Genomic DNA, 17,236 nt, shown 5'->3' with positions numbered 1-17,236 from the left:
GAGGGGTCGTGGAACTGACTCAGCGTGATTTTCAGCGGTTATCCCTGTTTATTTACCAGAAGTTGGGTATTAAAATCTCTGACTCAAAACGCACGATGTTGCAAGGTCGACTGGGAAAACGACTGCGTGCCTTGAAATTGTCCTGTGTTGAAGATTATTGCGAGTACCTGTTTTCCCCTCAGGGAGAGCAGATGGAGCATGTTCATCTGTTTGACGTGGTGACGACCAACAAAACCGATTTCTTTCGTGAAAGCGGTCATTTTGACTATTTGACCTCGCAGGTATTGTCCTCCTGGCAGGCGGGACACCGCCATGGACGCCGGTTCAGGATCTGGAGTGCCGGTTGTTCCACCGGGGAGGAGCCTTACACCATGGCCATGGTTCTCAATGACTATGCCCAGCAGCATCCGGGATTCGATTTTGAAATTATTGCCACGGATATTTCAACACGGGTACTCGACCATGCCAGGACGGCTGTGTATCACAAAGAACGCATTGCTCCAGTCGCCGAGCAATTACGCAAACGTTACCTGCTGAAACATAAGGATTCCGGCAATGAGTTGGTGCGTATTTCGCCGGATCTGCGGAAAAAAGTGCGCTTCGGACGACTCAATTTTATGGACAGTACGTTTCAATTGCCGGATAAAGTAGATGTGATCTTTTGCCGAAATGTTATTATTTACTTCGACAAAACGACTCAGGAAAAACTGGTCGGAAAATTCTGTCACCATTTAAAGGATGATGGTTTTCTGTTTTTGGGCCATTCGGAGTCTTTGCACGGTTTTTCTGTGCCGTTGCATCAGGTTGCACCAACAGTCTACCGTCTCATCTAGCGCAAAAAAACGATTCCAGCTCCTCGAGACTGCTGATACTGCCTCTATGCCGGGAGGTACGGTGGGGGGAGAGACGTTAGACCCGTTGATGGCTTGGGTTCTGAGGTGTCAAATTGCCAATGAGCTTCATGTTGCAGCCCTACTTGCGAAAGAATGAACACGATGCACCTAGTTCCCTCGGGTGTATCTTGAGCATCTGACACGTCCGTGTGATGCGCTGAAAGTCGTCCTGCCGTATTTCAATGAGGTGACAAATGGCTAAAATTAAAGTGCTGATCATCGATGACTCTGCTGTGGTGCGTCAGGCGTTACAGTCGGTGCTTGAGTCCGATCCACGCATAGAGGTGATTGCCACGGCCAGCGACCCGTTTGTGGCTGCGGAACGTCTCAAACAGCAGATTCCCGATGTTATTACTCTCGATGTTGAAATGCCACGCATGGACGGCTTGACCTTTCTGCAGAAGATCATGAGTCAACATCCGATCCCGGTAGTGATGTGTTCTAGCCTGGTGGAAGATGGATCGGAAACTCTGCTCAAGGCATTGGAATACGGAGCCGTCGAGATTATTCAGAAGCCGAACTTGGGTACCAAGCAGTTTCTTGAAGAGTCCAGAGTGCGTATCTGTGACGCCATTAAAGCAGCTGCGACGGCGCGACCGGTCAAGCTGCGGATGGCACGACGTATTGAACCGAAGCTGACGGCTGATGCTGTGTTACCACGTGGTTCCAGTGAAGCCATGGTGCGCACCACGGAGAAGATTATTGTTGTTGGCGCCTCCACCGGCGGCACGGAGGCATTGCGGGTTTTCCTCGAAAGCCTGCCCATGGATTGTCCCGGTGTGGTGATTGTCCAGCATATGCCGGAGAACTTTACCCGTGGCTTTGCCCAGCGGCTTGACAGCCTGTGTGCCATGAGTGTGAAAGAGGCCGAAAATGGAGACAGTGTTGTTCGCGGTCATGTGTTGATTGCGCCGGGAAATCGTCATATGTTGCTCAAGCGCAGTGGTGCCCGTTACTACGTTGAATTAAAAGATGGGCCGTTGGTGTCGCGCCACCGTCCTTCCGTGGATGTGCTGTTTCGCAGCGCCGCCCGCTATGCCGGAAAAAACGCCGTCGGAGTGATTTTAACCGGTATGGGCGATGATGGTGCCAAAGGGATGAAGGAGCTTAAAGATGCCGGAGCAATGAATATTGCCCAGAACGAAGAGAGCTGTGTGGTGTTCGGTATGCCCAAGGAGGCCATTGCCGCCGGTGCGGTTGATTACACGTTGCCTCTGGAACAGATTGCCATGAAAGCGCTTAACTTGAGCCGTTGATACGCAATCGACCTCGTCACCCTCCTTCCTGCCCCCTTTTTTGTTGCGTATACGCAAGAATCCTGGTTTTCCCTAGATAATCTCTTTACAGCACCCCCTGAAACAACTTAATATAATCGGCTGTTTTTCCATTGAAAATAAGTAACTTACCACTGATTGTGTGACGATGATATTCACCATGGACATCGCCCGGGATCAAAACCGTTGAGTGAATCCGATGAGTTTAGGCACCATACCCCGTATATTTGACTGGTTACGCCGGGTCGGCCTGGCCGTACTGGGACGTTTCCGGATCAGCGAAAACACCTTTATGGCCATTCTGGCAGTAGCCATCGGCCTGTTGTCCGGTTTGTGTAACTACGCCTTTCGCCAAGCCATCGAATTCTTCCACTGGCTGGTGATCGAACAGGGAATGGAACTGTTCCAGATCTCGTGGCACCAGTGGAGTGCCTCGCGCTGGCTAGCGATTCTATTTCCGCTGGCCGGTGCCTTGCTGATGATCCCATTTGGTTTATGGTTTGCCAAAGACCTTAAATTCGGCTTCTCCTCGTTTTTGGAACAAGTGAACCTGCGTGGTGCCAAAATTCCTGGTCGCACCATCATTACCCGTGGCCTTGCCAGTGCCATCACACTCGGTACTGGTGGTAGTGCCGGTCAGGAAGGCCCGATTGCCCAGATCGGTGGGGCCGTCGGCAGCCAGTTCGGCCAAGGGTTCAAGGTGAGCGGCAACCGTCTCAAAGTGCTGGTGGCCTGTGGTGTGTCAGGTGGTGTGGCCGCGACGTTTAACGCGCCGATCGCCGGGGTGTTTTTTGCCCAGGAAATTGTCCTGCTCTCTTCATTTGAGATCTCCAGCTTCACCTCAATTGTCATTGCCAGCGGCATGAGCACCGTGGTGTCGCGGGCGCTGATCGGTAACGAGATTGCCTTTCATATCCCGCCTTATCAGGTCGGTTCCCATTGGGAGCTGCTGCTGTATGTGGCGTTGGGCGCGGTTATCGGCGGTCTGGCGGCAGGGTTTATCGATGTCCACTTTCGCGTCAAGGATCTGTTTGACAAATTGCGCGTCTCACGCTTGATGAAGCCGATCATCGGCGCATTGCTGGTGGGATTTATCGGGGTCGGTTTTCCCCAGGTGTTCGGTAACGGCTACGATTTTATGGGCGAGTTTCTCAATGGTCAGGGCGCCTGGTATCTGTTATTGGCCCTGATCCTGTTTAAAGCCATTGCTACCTCCATCACCCTTGGTTCCGGTTTGCCCGGCGGTCTGTTTGCGCCGGTGTTGTATATCGGCGCGGTGACCGGAGGAGCGTTTGGTCATATTGCCCAGATGCTGTTTCCTTCCCTGGCCATTGCGCCGGGGTCCTATGCGCTGATTGGTATGGGAGCGTTTTTGTCTGCCGCTACCCATGCACCGATGACCGCTATTTTCCTGTTATTTGAGATGACGGCTTCCTATCAGGTCATTGTGCCTATAATGTTGTCTTGTGTGGTTGGAACAGCCATCAGTCGCCATTTCAAGAAAGAGAGCCTTGATACGGTTGAACTGGCCAAAGCCGGGATTGATCTTGAGGCGGGTAAAGAGCGGAACATCATGAAATCGATTCGCGTCGATGATGTTATGACCCAGAAATTGGAAACCGTTCCAGAGGGGATGACCCTGCGTCAGTTTACCGAGTTTATCAGCAACACCAAGCATACCAATTTTCCGTTGCTGAACCCGGCAGGTGAAATGACCGGGATTATTTCCATTCAGGATTTTCTCGGTGTGGTGTTTGAAAAAGATCTGATGGATCTGGTGGTGGTTAAGGAGCTGGCGACCACGGAGGTCACCACCGTATTTGGCGATGAAAACCTTGATCAGGCCATGCGCAAGATTGGTTATCGCAACATCGAACAACTTCCGGTTGTGGACCGCCAGCAACAAAGTCGTCTGATCGGCATTGTTTCACGTCGCGACATGGTTTCCGCATATAATAAAGCTCTGATGGCGCGTAGCCTGGAGGAGGAACACGATGGATCGTCCCACGCCTCTGCTTAATCCTCAGCAGATTGAGGCTGTTGAACACCCTGGTGGCCCCTTGCTTATCCTTGCAGGAGCCGGTTCGGGAAAAACAAGCACCCTCACCGGCCGGGTGATTCACCTCATCCGCCAGCAGGGCGTTCCACCGTGGCGGATTTTGGCGGTGACCTTTACCAACAAGGCCGCCAAGGAGATGAAGGAGCGCATCGAGCGGGCGCTTCCCGAAGGCGAGATGCCGTGGGTAGCGACGTTTCACTCCACCTGTGTGCGCATTCTGCGCCGGGACATTTCGGCATTGGGATTTGATACGTCCTTTACTATCTACGACGATCAGGACCAGGATCGTCTGCTGAAAAACATCCTTAAAGAGCTGGGCATTGACGATAAAAAACTCAAACCGCGTGCTGCGGCAGCGGCCATTGATGCGGCAAAAAACCGCGGTCAGTTTCCCGCCGAGATGCCGCAGAATACACCGCAGGAACAGGTGATCGCCGACGTTTATCGCCATTACCAGCAACGGTTGCAGCAGGCCAATGCCCTTGATTTCGGCGACCTGCTGCTGATGTGCGTCAAGTTGTTTGACGAGCATGAAGAGATCCGGCAGCGTTATGCCGGGCGTTTTCTCCATCTGCTGGTTGATGAGTTTCAGGACACCAATATGGTGCAGTATCGCTTGGTGCAGCAGCTCGCCTCAGAGCACGGCAATCTCTGTGTGGTTGGTGATGACGACCAGTCCATCTACCGGTGGCGTGGTGCCGAGGTGGGCAACATCCTCGGTTTTGAGCGCGATTATCCGGGCTGTACCACCATCCGCTTGGAGCAAAACTACCGCTCCACCACCACTATTCTTGATGCTGCGGGAGCGGTGGTTGCCAACAACGTCGGACGCAAGGGCAAAACCCTGTGGACGGAAAACCCCGACGGCGAGGCCATCACCCTGGAGGCGTTGCCCGACGATCTTGAAGAAGCGCGCTATGTGGTTGATCAGCTCAAGGCATTGCAACAGGGTGGTCGCCACTTGCGCGATATTGCCATGCTTTATCGTACCAATGCTCAATCGCGGGTGCTGGAGGAGGCCTTGGTCCGTGAGCGCATTCCCTATGTCATGTTCGGCGGCATGCGGTTTTTCGCCCGCATGGAGGTCAAGGATGTTCTGGCCTATTTACGGGTGCTGACCAACCCGGCCGACACGATCTCCTGCCAGCGCATCATCAATGTGCCGACACGGGGAATTGGTGCCACCACGGTCGCCAAGATCGCGACGTTGGAACAACAGGCCCAGGGCTTTTTCCCGGCCTGCCGTCTGGCGGTAGAGCAAGGAGTGCTCAAAGGCGCTGCGGCAAAAAAAGTCGCTGCCTTTGTCGCCATGATGGAGGATTTTGCCAGTCGTCTCGAACGCCTGCCCTACCCGCAACTTGCTGCCGAGCTGATTGAAGAAACCGGCTACGCCCAGATGCTCAAGAGCGAAAACACTCAGGAAGCGCGTGACCGGCTTGACAATATCGACCAGCTGCTCGCCGGTATGGAAGAGCATCGCGATGAAGACACGACGTTGCAGGACTATCTGGAACAGGTGGCTCTGGTCACGGATCTTGATGCCTATGACAGCAGCCTCGATCGCGTCACGCTGATGACGTTGCATGCCGCCAAGGGGCTGGAGTTCCCCGTGGTGTTCATGACGGGTATGGAGGACGGTATCTTTCCGGCGGCACGTAGTAACGATGGTGGTGAGCAGCTCGAAGAGGAGCGGCGGCTGTGTTATGTCGGTATGACTCGCGCCATGGAAAAACTCTACCTCACCCATGCTCGCCGTCGCCGGGTCTACGGCAGCTACCAGTTTAATCCACCGAGCCGTTTTGTCGGTGAGATCCCCGAAGGGTTATTGGCCGATGTGGCCAAGAAACCGCTGCATGCCACATCCAAACACAACCTCGCGTCGCTGTTCGACCAGTTGCCGATGCAGGCCCCGGAATCGGAAACATCATCAGCTCCAGCTTCTACCCCGGCGGCCGATTCGGCATCCGTGCCTGATCAACCGGTCATCGAGGTGGAGCCCGCCGCTCCAGTTGACGATGGCACCTTGCGTATTGGCAGCCGGGTGCGCCACGCCCGTTTTGGTGTAGGAACGGTGCGGCGTCTCGAAGGCAGCGGCGATAAGCAAAAAGTGATTGTTTACTTCAACCGCTTCGGACCGAAGCGACTGCTGCTCAAGTTTGCCGGGCTGGAACCGGCCTGAGTCACAGGGTGAAGAAAAAACGAATAAAAAAAGCCCGCTCTTGCATTGGCAAGGCGGGCTTTTTGATTGTTTGAATCTGAATTAACTGCGCACTTGCGGCAGCAGCTCTTCGAGCAGGGCGAAATATTCTTCCAGATCGGCCAGGGTCATGTCAGCCATGTGCGGGATGCGGAACGTTTCGTTCTTGATTTTGCCGTAGCCGTTGTCCATGGCGTAACCGCGTTCGCCGACCAATTTCTTTAACGTGTCAAGGTCGGTGTGACCGTCGTTGGCACCACTGGTCAGGGTCATGGAACGGTAGCCTTCGGCAGCGAACAGACCGAAGCCCTGAGCGGTGATCCAGTTGCGGGTCGCTTCAGCCATCTGTGCATGGCGGCGATAACGATTGTCGAGTCCTTCAGCAAACATTTTCTTCAATTGCGCATCCATGCCGTAGATCAGGCTGATGCACGGAGTGCTCGGCGTGTTGTGCTTGAGGTCGTTTTTTTCAAACTCTTCAAAGTCGAAATAGTAACCGCGGTTCGGCGTGGCTTTGGCTTTGTCGAGTGCGGCGCGTGATACGGCACACACCGCCAGTCCCGGTGGGAGACCGAACGCCTTCTGCACGCCGGCCAGACAAACATCGAGGCCGAGGGCTTTAAAGTCGATCGGAACGGCAGTCATGGAGGAGACCGTGTCAACGATGAAAGAGACGTAAGGATATTTCTTCATCACCTCGGCAATCTCTTCAAGCGGTGACATGACGCCGGTGGACGTTTCATTGTGAACCATGGTCATGGCATCGTAATCGCCGCTGGCCAGTGCCTTGTCGACCATCTCGGCGGTGATGGGCTGGCCCCATTCGGCTGTGAACAGATCCGCTTTGATGCCGCAGCGCTTGGTGACGTCGTGCCACTTGGTGCTGAACGCACCGTTGCCAAAGTTGGCGCAACGTTTCTGGACCAGATTGCGCACGGCGCCCTCCATGATGCCGAAAGCACTGGATGTGGAGAGAAATACCGGGTCTGTGGTGTTGAGCAGGGTCTGCAACTGGCTGGTGACGCTTTGATGCAGTGTGGCGTATTCCGGCATGCGGTGGCCGATCATCGGTGAAGACATGGCGGCAAACACATCGTTGCTGACTTCTACCGGTCCGGGAATAAACAGTTTTTTCGCCATGATGGTCCTTTCTGCGGCGGTGTCGCCGTTTCGGTTTGCTGGTGCAAGTGAGCGAAATATCACCCCTTTCGGGGCGATTTCAGTGGTTTAGCATGGGGGCTGTGGGCTGTCAAGCGGTTGTCGGAGCGTGATGCAGCAACAAGGGCTTTTTTCTGCCATTTTTTTCCCGAGATACCCCTTGACTTTCTGACCTCACTGTTTATATTTACCCCTGCTGTTAGCACTCCCTTTTGCTGAGTGCTAACCCTGAGTGTTACGCAGATATTTCATGAATTCAAGGCATTAAGCCGCGACATTATTTCATTCACAAAGGAGACAGAGCATGAACATCAGACCTCTGCAGGATCGCCTCATTGTTGAGTGCGTTGAAGAAGAAACCACCACGGCTGGCGGAATCATCATCCCTGACACCGCTTCCAAGGAAAAGCCTCAGGAAGGCGTGATTATTGCCGCAGGTAAAGGCAAAGTGACCGCTGAAGGTAAAGTTCTTGGTATGGACGTTCAAGTTGGCGACCGCGTTCTGTTCGGTAAGTATGCCGGTACTGAGATCAAGGTAGACGGCAAAGCTTACCTGATGATGCGCGAAGACGATATCCTCGGCGTACTCGAAAAGTAAGCTGTAGCGTTTCTTGCGATTAACCCTGAATTTATTGAACAGGAGTTCTTAAACAATGGCTGCAAAAGAGATCAAATTTTCTGAAGACGCCCGTTCCGCAATTCTGGCCGGTGTCAACATGCTGGCAGATACCGTTAAAGTGACCCTCGGTCCTAAAGGCCGTAATGTTGTTATCGACAAGTCCTTCGGTGCTCCCCTGATCACCAAAGACGGTGTCTCTGTTGCTCGTGAGATCGAGCTGGAAGACAAGTTCGAAAACATGGGTGCGCAACTGGTTAAAGAAGTTGCTTCTAAAACCTCCGATATCGCTGGTGACGGTACCACCACGGCAACCGTTCTGGCTCAGGGTATCTACCGTGAAGGTGTCAAGCTGGTTACTGCCGGTCACAACCCCATGGAGATCAAGCGTGGTATTGATAAGGCCGTAGAAGCTGCTGTCGCTTCTCTGCGTGAGCTGTCTCAGCCTATTGCCAACCACAAAGAGATCGCTCAGGTTGGCACCATCTCTGCTAACAGCGACGAGACCATCGGCAACATTCTTGCCGAGGCCATGGACAAAGTTGGTAAAGAGGGTGTCATTACCGTTGAGGAAGCCAAGTCCATGGAAACCTCTCTGGAAACCGTTGAGGGGATGCAGTTTGATCGTGGTTACCTGTCTCCTTACTTCGTGTCCGATTCCGAGCGTATGGAAGCGGCCATGGATGATCCCATGATCCTGATCTACGACAAGAAGATCTCCAACATGCGTGAGCTGCTGCCGATTCTTGAGCCGGTGGCCAAAATGGGCAAGCCGCTGATGATCATCGCTGAGGACGTCGACGGCGAAGCGCTGGCCACTTTGGTGGTTAACAAGCTGCGTGGTACCATCAACGTCTGCGCCGTTAAAGCTCCTGGTTTTGGTGACCGCCGCAAGGCCATGCTCGAAGATATCGCCATTCTGACTGGTGGTCAGGTGATCTCGGAAGAGATGGGCTTCAAACTGGAGAACGCTACCGAAGATATGCTGGGAACTGCCAAGCGCATTGTTGTGGACAAAGACAACACCACCATCGTTGACGGTGCCGGCAGCGAGACCGATATTGAGGCTCGCGTTAAAGTGATTCGCGCCCAGATCGAAGAGACTAGCAGCGAGTACGATCGTGAGAAACTGCAGGAGCGTTTGGCCAAACTGGTTGGCGGTGTTGCTGTGGTTAAAGTTGGTGCTGCAACTGAAACCGAGATGAAAGAGAAAAAAGCCCGCGTTGAAGATGCTCTGCATGCGACCCGCGCTGCCGTTGAAGAGGGCATCGTTCCTGGTGGTGGTGTGGCTCTGATCCGCTGCATCAAGGCGGTTGAGGCATTGGAGATCGAAGGCGAGCAGCAGTTTGGTGTACAGATTGTCAAGCGTGCTCTGGAAGAGCCGCTGCGTCAGATCGCTGCCAACGCTGGTCTGGAAGGTTCCATCGTTGTTGATAAAGTCAAGAACGGTGAGGGTTCTTTCGGCCTCAACGCGGCAACGGATGAGTATGTTGATCTGCTTGAAGCCGGTATCCTTGATCCGACCAAAGTGACCCGCAGTGCCCTGCAAAACGCGGCTTCTGTCTCGGGTCTGATGCTGACCACGGAAGCATGCATTGCTGAAATGCCCAGTGATGAGCCTGCTATGCCCGCCATGCCCGGCGGCATGGGCGGCGGCATGCCCGGCATGATGTAATCATTCCGGTTTCTTGTTTGGCTCAAAAGCGCCCCTGTTTTTTCAGGGGCGCTTTTTTGTTGGATGTGATCGCTGAAGCTGCGTCTGTGCAGAGATGATGGTATGATAACCGGTATGTCACAAAAACTTGACCAAGTTAAAATCAGTGTTCTTCTGTTCAGCGATTGTGACGCCTATGCGCAGCATTTTACGCAATCCGTCTTGTCCTATTGTCCGCTCACCAGCATTGTCCATGCTGATTCGTTTGATCAGGTCACGACCTGGCTCGATGCCATGCAGATCGATATCCTGTTTGTCGATGCCCGGATGGAAAAAATTCAGGAGTGGGTTCGCTCGATTGATAATAGCAGAATCAAAAGCATGATTGCGCTGATCGACCATTCGGTATCATCGTCCGTTCAGCATGATCTCGTGGCGTTGGACATTGACGGCTTCGTTTTAGCTGAGCACTTTTTAAATATTGCCTTGCGCTTAAAAGAGTTCTGTCGTCTGAATTTGACACGAGAACTGGTGGGTGAGTACGATACGATGTTGCAGGGACAGGTTTCTGAGCTTTTCCTGCTGCATAAGGTGGTCGATAATACGGCCATTATGATGGCAACCCTTGATGCCGATCTGAACCTGATGACCGCCAATGAATCGTTTTGCACGTTATGCCACGAGCGCCTTCTGTCGGGAAAACCGTTGAGCGATTATCTGTGCGGTGAGCTTTATAGTCATCAGATCCGGCCGGCCCTGGGGCGGGCGTTGTTGGGGGAGTCGGTCTGTGTTCAATCTCTGGCAGGGATCTCTGAACAGGTCCCTTTTGTGCAGATGTATTGTCATCCCTTGTATGATTTTGACGAAAGAGTGCAAGGGGTTGCGCTGGTTCTGAATGATATCAGTGAGCTCAAACTGATGGAGCAGCGCTATCAGGAGATCTCGCGCGAATTTACCACGCTACTCAACGGCATCTCGGATGCCATTACCCTGATTCGCAGCGATGGCACCGTGGCCTGGGGCAACCAGGCGGCAGAAACGGTTTGGAACCTCAAGGTTGGAGAATGTATTGAGCGGTCGTGTTGTCTGAGTAAAACAGGAGGGGAATGTGTCAGTGCATCGCGTCAGACTGACGATGGGCCACCCTGCCTGGTGCAACGTTGTCTTGCGCGCGGAGAAAAGCAGACCGAACTGCTCCAGGCTACTGACGGGCGCAGTTTAGGCGTTAAAGTGTTTCCGCTCCTGGATGATCATCAGCAGGTGACCGGGGCGATCCGAATTGTCAGCGATGTCACAGAATCCGTGCAGCTGAAAAACGAGGCTACCCAGAGCAGTCGCTTGGCAGCATTGGGGGAGTTGGCCGCCGGTGTTGCCCACGAAATCAATAACCCCAACGGTCTGCTGGCAATGAACAATGGCTTGCTTGAAGAGATCTGCCGTGATCTGATGCAGGAACTGGCGGACTGTGGCGGCAGTGACGGCAGCTTTGGCGGTTTTTCCTTCAGTGATCTGGAGGAGGATTTGCCACAACTCTTTCGTAATAATCATCTGGCCACGACCAATATTCGCCGTATTGTCGAAGATCTCAAGCAATTCACCCGCAGTGAAATGGACCGTTTTGAGCCGGTTGATGTGAACGAAGTGGTCTTGGCTGCCAGTCGCATGGTGGCCAACAGTCTCAAAAAATCCAGCCATCATGTGCGGATTTTTTACGCAGAAGACCTGCCCCCGTTGCCAGGGAGTTTCCAGGGGCTGGAGCAAGTGGTGATTAATCTGCTGATGAATGCCTGCCAAGCGTTGACCACACCGGAACAAGCCATTGAAGTGGCGACCTGTTATGATCCGCAGGCGCAACAGGTTTGTGTCCGGGTGACGGATGATGGTCGAGGCATCTCTGTTGAACATCTGGATAAAATTTTTGACCCGTTTTTTACTACCAAGCGTGAAGAGGGCGGAACCGGTCTCGGTCTCTCTGTCTCCTCGCGAATTATCAAGGAGCATGGCGGCACGTTACGCTATGACTCGCAACTGGGAGAAGGCACCTGTGTTACGGTGTTGCTTCCGGTCGGAGATACCGAGTGAAACCAACCCAGAAAAAACAGCAATCCCTTCAGGCCGAGCTGCTGGCGCCTGCCGGCAGTCTTGAAGCTTTTTTTGCCGCCATGGAAGCCGGTGCCGACGCCGTTTATTGTGGCTTGCAATCGTTTTCGGCGCGCGCCAAGGCCAAGAATTTTTCGTTTCAGGATATTGCGGCGATGACACGCTACGTCCAGCAGCGTGATCGTAAATTGTTTGTGACCATCAATACCCTGGTCAAGGAGCAGGAGTTGCCGGCGTTGATCGATACTTTGGCAGCGGTAGAGGAGGCCGGTGTCGATGCGGTGATTCTCCAGGATCTCGGTGTTTGGCGCGTGGCACGCAATCACTTCCCCGATCTGGAACTGCATGCCTCCACACAGATGACGGTGCACAATGCTGCCGGAGTTAAGCAGTTGGAAAAAATGGGGTTCAGTCGCGGCGTTCTGGCGCGTGAACTGACCTTGCCCGAGATTCAGCATATCCGCTCTCAAACCCGTCTGGATCTGGAGCATTTTATTCACGGAGCCTTATGTTTCTGCTTTTCCGGCCAGTGCTATTTTTCTTCCTATCTAGGTGGTAAGAGCGGTAACCGCGGTCGTTGTACCCAGCCATGTCGCCGCCGTTATAGCCAGCGTGGTAAAGACGGCTACTATTTCTCGCCCAATGATCTGTCGGCGATTGAGCTGCTGCCGGCGTTGCAGGATGCCGGGGTATCCAGCTTTAAGATCGAAGGACGGATGAAAAGCGCCGAATACGTGTCCAACGTTGTCCAGGCCTATCGCATGGTGATGGATGCCACAGGCAAAGATCGCCAGTCTGCTGTCGAGGATGCGCGCAAGTTGCTCAAACAGTCATTTGGTCGCACACCGACCAAGGGCTTCCTCGCTGGCCGCCAGCCCACAGATATGGCAACGCCGGCGTTGCGTGGTTCGACTGGGCGTTATCTCGGCGAAGTGACCCGAGCCACGGACAACAAATTGTTCTTCAAGAGCCGTGACGTGCTCAATCTTGGCGACCGTATTCGCATTCAGCCCGGTAGTGATAAAGTGGGTACGGCGTTCACCGTCAAGCAGTTGTGGGCCGGGCGCAAGCCGGTCAAAAAACTTGCCGCTGGAGCGGCCTGTGTCAGCCATACCTTCAAAGGGCGTTTTAAGCCGGGTGACGCTGTGTTCAAGGTCTCGTCGCAGAAAGCCTTTGCCATGAGTGATGCCGCGTGTCGTCGTCGCCTGCAACAGGTGGGGGCTGCTCGCCAGCCGTTGACATTGAATGTGGCTGTGGATAATCAACAGTTGATTGTCTGTGCCGAAGTGGGGCAGGTGTGTCTCAATGCCTCGTATGATGTCGATATGTTTGCCGCCAAACAGAGTCCGCTGTCCAAAGAGGCTCTGGAGCAGGTGTTTCGTCAATGTGGTGATGCGCCGTTTGAATTAACGACTTTTACCACCGGAACCTTGCCGGATATGATCATCCCGCCAAAGCGGCTGAAAGAAGTGCGCCGTGACTTTTATCAGCATTTACAGCGCGATGTGGAAAATGCGGGGAAAAAACACCAGGACCAACGGCGCAAACGTGCGTTGGCAAGCCTGTTGCCACTCCAGAGTGAGCATCCCGCGGCTTCCCAAGAAGTGACGGTGGCCATCAAAGATATTCGTGAGATGCGTGCGCTGGATAGTCATGAAATCGACCGTATTCTGGTGCCACTGACCACAGCGGTATTGCATCGACCGTGGAAGGTGGGGCAGCGGCAACGCCGTGGTGTGGTGTGGGATCTGCCTTTCGTGATTTTCGATCAGGAGTGGACGACGTATCAGAAGGCGGTTTCCCACCTGATTCAGTCCGGGTTCACGCAGTTTCGGCTGACCAACCTCAGCCATTTTGAGCTGTTTAAAAAGTTTCCCGATGTTCGTCTTGAGGCGAGTTACCGGCTGTTTTGTCTCAACAGTGAAGCTATGCAGGCGTGGCAGGAGCTGGGGGCGGTGAGTAATGAGCTGTATATTGAGGATGATGCCGACAACATGAAGCAGGTGGTGCAACGTCGTGGCTCTCACGCGTTGTATGCCATGGTGTATGGTTCTATCCCGTTGATTACTTCACGCATTCGTATTCCCGGACTCAAAGGCGGCCAGCCCTTGTTGTCTGATCGCGGAGATGGTTATCAGGTGGTGTCGAAAGCCGGTCTGACCGTGCTGCGCTCGGATAATGATTTTTCACTGTGTGGGGCGTTGCCGCAGTTGTATGAGATGGGCTGCAGTGGTTTTGTGGTCGATATCTCCCATCTTGGGGCGTTCAGCCCGCAGGGGAAGAAGGTGCTGGAAAGCTTTCGCCAGCGGCGCGATCTACCGCATACGTCGCCGTTTAATTTTGTGGCTGGGATGGAATAAGTCTTCAGGCGTGATTTGATCAGGGCTGAACGGGAGAGCTTGGTTGCTAAATAACAAACCCTGCAGTCGGAGTCACGGTTGAGAGCGGTCAGTCAAAAGGAAGTCGGCTGCCGGGGCGAAACCCGACGATCTTGACCCGGGTTCTTCTCTTGGCTTCAGAAAAACAAAGGCGGCTCAGAACCCTGAGCCGCCTTTATATTTACAGAATTTCTCGTGTGTTAGCCGTTGATCGACGAATCACTCAGACCATAACCATTTTCCCCATGCAGGGTCTGGTCAAGTCCTTCCGCTTCACTTTGTGCATCCACTCGAAAGCCGATGGTTTTTTCAATGGCAAAGCACAGGGCCAATGTCACCACGACGGCCAGGGCAATTGTTGCACCCATGCCGACTAGTTGAACGCCCAGCTGATCAAACGCGGTCCAACTGCCACCTGCCGCTGCGGCGGCATCGCTCATCCAACTGTCGCGGATGAAGAAACACAGCAGTAACACTCCAAGGCCACTGCCGACACCGTGAATACCGAAGCAGTCGAGGCTGTCGTCGTAGCCGAGTTTCATCTTCATGCCCAGAGCGTAGTAGCACAGAATCGAGGAACAGGCTCCCAAGGTCAGAGCGCCGACGGGTTGGACGACGGCGGCTGCCGGAGTGATGACAACCAGACCAGCGAGAATGCCGGAGACAAAGCCCAGTGCGGTAGCTTTGCGGAAGGTTAAGGCTTCAATCACCAGCCAGGTCAACGCGCCACTGGCGGCGGAGATCTGGGTCATGGTCAGGGCGCGGGCGGTATCCAGGCCACTGTGCAAAGTGGAACCGGCATTAAAACCAAACCAGCCAACCCACAGCAAACCGGCACCCATCATGGTCATGACCAGATTGTTGGGTTGCATCGGCTTGGTGGGGAACCCCTTGCGGGGGCCGAGATAGATGGCGGCCACCAGGGCGCTGGCACCAGCAGAGACGTGAATGACCAGACCACCGGCCAGATCAACAACACCGGCAGCGCCGTAGTTGAACAACCAGCCGTCCGGCGCCCAGATCCAATGGCACAGCGGGCAGTAGACCAGCAGGAACCACAGGGCGATAAATGCGGCATAGCCGCGCATATACACACGCTCGGCAATAGCACCGCTGATCAGGGCCGGGGTGATAATGGCAAATTTGCCCTGAAACATCGCCGTGATATATTCCGGGATGCCGTCAGTAATGGTGCTGTCAATGCCGCTGAGAAAAAAGTAATCGGGATTCCACCCGACAAAGCCACCGAGGATACTTTTGCCGAAGGTCAGCGAATAACCGACTGCGACCCACAGCACACCGATAATGGCCAGGGCAACGTAGCTGTGCATCATGGTGGAGAGAACGTTTTTGGTACGAACAAGGCCGCCATAGAACATGGCGAGTCCGGGGATCATCAACAGGACAAGAGCTACGGAGATCATCATCCACGCTGTGGTACCCGAATCACAGGTGGTTTCCGCAGCCAAACAGGTGGCCGGGGCAAAAAGGAGCCCTGGCACCATGCGGCAGGCATAGCGCAACATCTATTCCTCCTCGAATAAATCAAAACATCGTTGTTTTCCCTGTTTATAAACAGGGGTTGTTAGCACCATTGCCAACCCCTCTAACAACAGCAACCGTTATGCCATGTGGGCGAAAAGAGTGGTAACTTATTGAAAAACAGGGACTAAGCAGGGTACAGTGTTGGTGGTTTTGCTTGTGCGATGATTAATTATAAGGCAGGTCTGCCTGAAAAACGGGCAACGTGTTTAGCAGAGATGGTAACAAGGGGGGAATATGGAACTGGATCAGGAATTGAAACAACAGTTGAAACGGGTGCTTAGCGCCGTGGAGCAGATGCTGCCGCAACCCGTTGAAGTTGTTGATTGGAGTAGGACTCTGGCTGCGGCGTGGCGCAGTCATTCGGTCTCTGGAACATTGGAAGCAATGCCTGAAACCGAAGGGACAACATTGGATGATCTGCTTGGTATTGATGAGCAGAAGCAGTTGGTTGCCGACAATACCCGGCAGTTTATCGATGGCTATCCGGCCAATAATATTCTGTTGTGGGGGGCGCGGGGAACCGGAAAATCGTCACTGGTGCGGGCGCTACTCAACAGCTATGCGCCGTTGGGGCTGCGGATTGTGCAGGTAGACAAGGATGATCTGCATCATTTGCCGGATATCTTCGCCCAGATCAAGCAGCAGCCCTACCGTTTCATCCTGTTTTGCGATGACTTGTCGTTTGAAGTGGGTGAAAAAGGCTACAAAATCCTTAAAAGTGTCCTGGACGGTGCGGTGTATGCGGCGCCCGCCAATTGCCTGATCTATGTTACATCCAACCGCCGTTATCTGATTCCACAATACGATTTTGACAACATCGGTAATCATATCAAGGGCGGTGAAGTTCGCGCCTCAGAAACCATTGAAGAGAAGAATTCGCTGTCGGATCGTTTTGGTCTGTGGGTGTCGTTTGATTCGTTCAGTCAGGATCAGTATCTCAATGTGGTGCGCCAATGCATTGAGCGGTTGTGTCACGACTATGGGCGGCAATTGCCATGGGATGCCGAGGTTGAAGCTGCGGCAATCCGCTGGTCGCACGATAAGAGTAAGCGCTGTGGCCGGACTGCGTACCAGTTTGCCAAGCGCTGGGTGGGGATGCAGTTGCGGGCTGGGGATGCAGAGTAATTCGTTGCCCTTGTGGTTCCTATCTTTGAACCAATTGCTTCGGCCAGCATCACCTGTTCGCGATGTTGTACGCACGTGACGTTCATTGCGTTCGGTGCGGCTGAACGGGAGGGCCTGGGAGCCAACTAACATACTTCTGCAAGGGTGGGCACTGCCCACCCGCTTGACAGGTGCCACACCAGAGATAGAGCGCGACATCATATTGTCAGCAACGTTTTACGCCAGAGATGATGAATT

11 protein-coding genes are annotated in these 17,236 nt (G+C 53.8%); 9 read left to right on the top strand and 2 right to left on the bottom strand.

Annotated elements, in window-relative coordinates:
- The first annotated feature begins 8 nt into the window (after positions 1–8).
- From DACE_RS12160 to DACE_RS12145, 4 genes are all read left to right on the top strand, one after another.
- Positions 9–833, top strand: coding sequence for a CheR family methyltransferase (locus DACE_RS12160; protein ID WP_006001671.1), 825 nt, complete (start codon positions 9–11; stop codon positions 831–833).
- A 254-nt stretch (positions 834–1,087) separates the two neighbouring features.
- Positions 1,088–2,149: a protein-glutamate methylesterase/protein-glutamine glutaminase gene (locus DACE_RS12155; RefSeq protein WP_006001669.1), complete on the top strand. Its 1,062-nt coding sequence runs from the start codon at positions 1,088–1,090 to the stop codon at positions 2,147–2,149.
- 217 nt (positions 2,150–2,366) lie between these two features.
- Entirely contained in the window at positions 2,367–4,187 is a 1,821-nt protein-coding gene (locus DACE_RS12150) for a chloride channel protein (protein ID WP_006001667.1), read from the top strand.
- A complete protein-coding gene (locus DACE_RS12145) occupies positions 4,162–6,405 on the top strand; it encodes an ATP-dependent helicase (protein WP_006001665.1) in 2,244 nt (747 codons plus the stop codon). Before DACE_RS12150 ends, DACE_RS12145 begins: the two co-directional genes overlap by 26 nt.
- 81 nt (positions 6,406–6,486) lie before the next feature.
- Here the strand turns inward: DACE_RS12145 and DACE_RS12140 are convergent, their stop codons facing one another.
- A complete protein-coding gene (locus tag DACE_RS12140) occupies positions 6,487–7,563 on the bottom strand; it encodes a pyridoxal-phosphate-dependent aminotransferase family protein (RefSeq protein ID WP_006001663.1) in 1,077 nt (358 codons plus the stop codon).
- Positions 7,564–7,885: 322 nt separating this feature from the next.
- On the opposite strand from DACE_RS12140, the gene DACE_RS12135 reads away from it, so the two are divergent.
- The 4 genes from DACE_RS12135 (at position 7,886) to DACE_RS12120 (ending at position 14,311) form a co-directional block, all read left to right on the top strand.
- Positions 7,886–8,179, top strand: a complete 294-nt coding sequence (locus DACE_RS12135; RefSeq protein ID WP_006001661.1) for a co-chaperone GroES — start codon at positions 7,886–7,888, stop codon at positions 8,177–8,179.
- Positions 8,180–8,234: 55 nt separating this feature from the next.
- Entirely contained in the window at positions 8,235–9,872 is a 1,638-nt protein-coding gene (gene groL, locus DACE_RS12130; RefSeq protein ID WP_006001660.1) for a chaperonin GroEL, read from the top strand.
- Positions 9,873–9,986: 114 nt separating this feature from the next.
- Positions 9,987–11,933, top strand: coding sequence for a PAS domain-containing sensor histidine kinase (locus DACE_RS17435; RefSeq protein WP_162013608.1), 1,947 nt, complete (start codon positions 9,987–9,989; stop codon positions 11,931–11,933).
- A complete protein-coding gene (locus tag DACE_RS12120) occupies positions 11,930–14,311 on the top strand; it encodes a peptidase U32 family protein (protein WP_006001656.1) in 2,382 nt (793 codons plus the stop codon). Before DACE_RS17435 ends, DACE_RS12120 begins: the two co-directional genes overlap by 4 nt.
- Before the next feature lie 218 nt (positions 14,312–14,529).
- Here DACE_RS12120 and DACE_RS12115 read toward each other — a convergent pair whose 3' ends face one another.
- Entirely contained in the window at positions 14,530–15,855 is a 1,326-nt protein-coding gene (locus DACE_RS12115) for an ammonium transporter (protein ID WP_006001654.1), read from the bottom strand.
- A gap of 253 nt (positions 15,856–16,108) precedes the next feature.
- Between DACE_RS12115 and DACE_RS12110 the strand changes: the two genes are divergently transcribed.
- Complete coding sequence (locus DACE_RS12110; protein WP_006001652.1) at positions 16,109–16,999, top strand: ATP-binding protein; 891 nt, start codon at positions 16,109–16,111, stop codon at positions 16,997–16,999.
- The last annotated feature ends 237 nt before the right edge of the window (positions 17,000–17,236 follow it).

Source organism: Desulfuromonas acetoxidans DSM 684 (assembly GCF_000167355.1).
In the GTDB taxonomy this organism is placed as follows: Bacteria; Desulfobacterota; Desulfuromonadia; order Desulfuromonadales; family Desulfuromonadaceae; genus Desulfuromonas; species Desulfuromonas acetoxidans.
Note: the sequence above shows the minus strand (reverse complement) of the source record. Positions and strands in the feature narration are given on the sequence as shown.